Raw genomic sequence first — 4,341 nt, forward strand, 5'->3', positions numbered from 1 at the left:
GTTTTAGCCGTTCCATTCATTTTTAAAAGCTTTCAAGAACATTTTCATTTCTTGATTTCGCTTTTCAGCAATTCGTTTAGCAGGTTCCGTATTCATCTGATTTTTTAATTTTAATAGTTTTTCATAAAAATGATTATATGTCGTTGTCGGCTGATGACGATACTGCTGTTTTGTCATTTTTGATCGAATCGGGATTTGAGGATTATACATGCTCTCCCCTTTGTGGCCGGCATAGTAAAATGCCCTTGCAATTCCAATTACACCGATGGCATCTAATCGATCGGCGTCTTGGACAATTTGACCTTCAATCGGCAATTGATAATGATGAATTAGGTTCTTGCTAAACGACATTTGGGTAATGATTTGAAAAATCATTTTAATTTGGAATGGGGTAAATTTCCATTGGACTAGATGCTGCTTCAATTCAACTTGTTGCTGTTTCGGATCATCGGTTAGTTTATCATCAATCACATCATGTAAATATGCAGCAGCAAGTGTAATCAAAGAATCCGCATCTATCCGTTTCAATAATTTTTGAGAAGTTCTGACCACCCGTCGAATATGGCTCATATTGTGACCAGTATGGTCATTTTCCAAATGTTTTCGGACGTATTGTTCAACTAAATTTAATTTTGAATTCATAACAAGTTTCCTTTCAATATATAATAATCGAGGAATTAATAATGACAACTTTAACAATTAATAATTTAAAAATCGGCGCGGGCAAACCTAAGGTCTGTGTCCCTATCACCGCTGCAACTAGTGACGAAGTGATTGCAGAGGGTAGTAAACTATTAACTACTTCTGCTGATTTAGTCTTACTCAGATTGGATTATTTAGAAAACATCAAAGATGCTGACAAAACCATCCAGACGATTCAAACTTTAAGGCACTGGACTACTGGATTACCATTAATCGTTGATTTAAGAACAAAGGCAAGTGGTGCTAACATTGCCCTTTCTGATGAAGATATTCAAAGCGTTTTAATTCAGATTATCACCGCCAAAGTTGCTGATGCAATCAAAATTGATGACCGCTTGGATCCTAAGATTCAAAATCGGATTAAGAACGCTGCTAACAATAATCAAATTAGAATTATCACAGCTCATTACTACTTAATGCAGCGCCCTACTAAAGATCAAATGGTGGATAAAATCGATCAACTTGAACAAACCAAATTATCCGATTTAGTCGAAATTTCAACCATCCCAACTAATAAAGAACAGGTCCTAGATTTGATGCAAGCATGTCTAACCGCAAGTCGCAATCAATCCCACCCAATTATTATCACTGCCGTGGGTCCACTTGGCAAAACCATTCAACTTGCCAGTGTTGCTTGTAATAATAGCATCATTTATGAACCATTAAAAGATGCTAATTACTTAGGTCAATATAGTATTACTCAACTTAGCAAAATGAACAAGATGCTGTAATTTGTATCATAACTATATTATGATAGATTAAACCGTATGATTGGAGGAATTATAATGGTGCAATCAATTAAAGATACTACCACCCTTGCTGACGGTACTAAAATGCCGATGGAAGGATTTGGAACCTATAAAATTACTGAGCAAGATCAAATGAATCAAGCAGTAAAAGCTGCCTTTGAAGATGGCTACCGCTTATTCGATACCGCTCAATTTTATAATAATGAACAAGTTTTAGGAAACGCAATTAAAAAATTAGGAATTAACCGTGAACATATTTTTATTACCACTAAAATTCCTGAACCTAAACAAGGTTACGAAAGCACTTTAAAGGCGGTTGATGAATCACTAACGAGACTTCAAACTGATTATTTAAACCTCGTTTTGATTCACTGGCCAATTCACTCCCAATTCTTCAATACTTGGCGAGCTTTAGAAGACGCTAAAAAAGCAGGTAAAATTAAATCAATCGGGGTCAGTAATTATCACCGGACCCATTTAGAACTATTAAAGACCCAGGCAAAAGAAATGCCCGTTGTTAATCAAATTGAAAATCATCCGTACTTAACACAGGAACCACTGGTTAAATTCGATCAACAGTCTAACATTCAAAATCAAGCTTGGAGTCCATTAGGCCGTGGATTAGTATTGCATGATGAAACCATTCAAAAAATTGCAAAGCAACACAACAAATCCATTGCCCAAGTGGTCCTAAGATGGCACTTGCAACGTGGCATTGCCATTATTCCTAAATCTACCCACCCAGCAAGAATTAAAGCTAATGCCGATTTATACGATTTTAATTTATCAGATGATGAAATGAAATCCATCAATAAATTAAACCGTAATCACCGGACTGGTGACGATCCTGAACTAGTCTATGAAATTGAACACCAATATTAAATTAATCTTTTTCTAATTTAATGTTGACAATTTTAATTTTATTGATTATTCTATTAATTGTTGAATAAAAACGATTTTAATAAAAGCTTAGATAAAGTTGAGTAATAAATTATGATTCTTAAAAGCGAGCTTGGGTTGGTGAAAGCAAGCAGATAGTAATTTATGAAAATCCCTTTAGAGCTATGTACCGAACTTTAATCAAGTAACGTACATTGGGCACACCCATTATAGTGTTAGCGGATTAGCAATTGCTGTCCGTGAAGTGATAGGTATTCGTTTACCTATAATCAAGGTGGTACCGTGCCGATAAAGCACCCTTAATCTAATGAAAGTTAGATTATGGGTGCTTTTTTTTATACATAAAATTAAATCAAAAGGTGATGATGACTTGGAAGTTCAGATTAAGGTTCAGATTAGAAGTTTAAAACAGATGCAAAATATTTGGGAGGAATTTACATATGGAAAACGTCAAAGACTTGAATCACAAGCCATTATCAGTCAAACAGTATGCAATTGTTAGTTCATTACTATTCGGATTATTCTTTGGAGCCGGGAATTTAATTTTCCCAGTCCATTTGGGGCAATTATCAGGTGCCCACTGGGTTGTTGCCATGCTCGGCTTTCTATGTACCGCCGTTGCGTTACCACTACTTTCAGTTCTAGCCATTAGTGTCACCCGTTCCAAAGGGGTTTATGACATCGGGCGTCCACTTGGCCCTGCTTTTGCCCTCGGTTTTATGATCTTAATTCATGCTACCATCGGACCGCTCTTTGGAACCCCCAGAACGGCAACCGTTTCATTCACTGTGGGTGTTCAGCCACTGTTACCCAAGAATGCTGTTCACCTCGGTTTGCTAGTCTTTTCAGGATTATTCTTCTTGGCAGCGTTCCTATGTTCATATAAGCAATCCAACATTATGACTAGTATTGGAAAATTATTGAACCCGCTATTCTTAGTTTTATTATTTGCAACCTTTCTCCTTGGATTCCTATCACCAATGGGACACGCTGCTAGCCAAACCGTCACTTCCGCTTACGTCAATGGATCATTCTTCAATGGTTTTTTACAGGGTTATAACACGATGGATGCCTTGTCTGGATTAGCATTCGGGGTCACCGTGGTTACTGCCGTCAATGAAATGGGTAAAACCAACCCGATCAGTAATTCCAAGGTCACTGCTAAGGCAGGTGTGTTTGCTGTCGGCACGATTGGTTTAATTTACGTTGGATTAGTATGGTTAGGTGCCACCAGTTTAGGTAAATTCAACGTCTCACCTGATGGTGGGGTTGCTTTCAACCAGATCATGAATTACTACTTGGGCGGCGTTGGTCATGCCTTCCTAGCTACCCTATTAACTTTAGCTTGTATCACCACCGCCATTGGACTCGTTGGTGCTTTTGCCCAAGATTTTCACAAACATTTTCCAAAAGTCAGCTACAAAGTTTGGTTAGGCCTCATGTGTTTAGCATCATTTTTGACCGCTAACTTTGGTTTAGATCAAATCATTGCATGGTCAACACCAATGTTGATGTTCTTATACCCATTCGCAATGGTTTTGATCCTTTTATCAGTCACATCACCACTCTTCCACCGCGATCCAGTCGTTTACGCATGGACAGTTGTCTGTACCGCCGTTCCAGCATTCCTAGAAATGATCAGTTCATTCCCACCGGTTGTTAGCCAGAGTGGCTTCGGTAAGGCCGTTACCACCTTCCAAAGTAACTACTTGCCATTTGCTAGCGCCGGCATGGATTGGGTGGTTCCAGCATTAGTTGGTGCTATTCTTGGGGTTACATTCCACTTGGTTTTGAAGGCAAAACGGAATGGTGCCGTTGAAAGTGAAAAAGAAGATTAATTTTAAAAACATATTTTATTTCAACTGAGCTAGCTTAATTGCTAGTTCTTTTTATTTTCAAAAATAAAGACCATGATTTAATTTTTTAAACCATGGTTTTCATATTATATACAAAAAATGCTGGGTAAAATTACCCAGCATTTTTTAGTTTA

4 protein-coding genes and 1 other annotated feature are annotated in these 4,341 nt (G+C 37.6%); of the genes, 3 read left to right on the forward strand and 1 reads right to left on the reverse strand.

Annotation, left to right across the window (positions count from 1 at the left end):
* Nucleotides 1-3: 3 nt before the first annotated feature.
* Nucleotides 4-642, reverse strand: a complete 639-nt coding sequence (locus WR164_RS07070; RefSeq protein ID WP_286136836.1) for an HD domain-containing protein — start codon at nt 640-642, stop codon at nt 4-6.
* A 41-nt stretch (nt 643-683) separates the two neighbouring features.
* Here WR164_RS07070 and WR164_RS07075 point away from each other — a divergent pair, with 41 nt between their 5' ends.
* The 3 genes from WR164_RS07075 (at nt 684) to brnQ (ending at nt 4,189) form a co-directional block, all read left to right on the forward strand.
* On the forward strand, nt 684-1,433 hold the full coding sequence (locus tag WR164_RS07075) for a type I 3-dehydroquinate dehydratase (RefSeq protein ID WP_286136837.1): 750 nt from the start codon (nt 684-686) through the stop codon (nt 1,431-1,433).
* Between the two features lie 54 nt (nt 1,434-1,487).
* Entirely contained in the window at nt 1,488-2,333 is an 846-nt protein-coding gene (locus WR164_RS07080; protein WP_286136838.1) for an aldo/keto reductase, read from the forward strand.
* A gap of 79 nt (nt 2,334-2,412) precedes the next feature.
* Nucleotides 2,413-2,655 (forward strand) — a binding site (T-box leader).
* A gap of 136 nt (nt 2,656-2,791) precedes the next feature.
* Entirely contained in the window at nt 2,792-4,189 is a 1,398-nt protein-coding gene (gene brnQ / locus WR164_RS07085; RefSeq protein ID WP_286136839.1) for a branched-chain amino acid transport system II carrier protein, read from the forward strand.
* The last annotated feature ends 152 nt before the right edge of the window (nt 4,190-4,341 follow it).

Origin of the sequence: Philodulcilactobacillus myokonensis, assembly GCF_027923585.1 — a bacterium.
Lineage (GTDB): Bacteria > Bacillota > Bacilli > Lactobacillales > Lactobacillaceae > Philodulcilactobacillus > Philodulcilactobacillus myokonensis.

Excerpts from the sequence above, each read along its gene's own strand:
- WR164_RS07070 (WP_286136836.1), bottom strand. The coding sequence starts at position 642 with ATGAATTCAAAATTAAATTTAGTTGAACAATACGTCCGAAAACATTTG.
- WR164_RS07075 (WP_286136837.1), top strand. The coding sequence starts at position 684 with ATGACAACTTTAACAATTAATAATTTAAAAATCGGCGCGGGCAAACCT.
- WR164_RS07080 (WP_286136838.1), top strand. The coding sequence starts at position 1,488 with ATGGTGCAATCAATTAAAGATACTACCACCCTTGCTGACGGTACTAAA.
- brnQ (WP_286136839.1), top strand. The coding sequence starts at position 2,792 with ATGGAAAACGTCAAAGACTTGAATCACAAGCCATTATCAGTCAAACAG.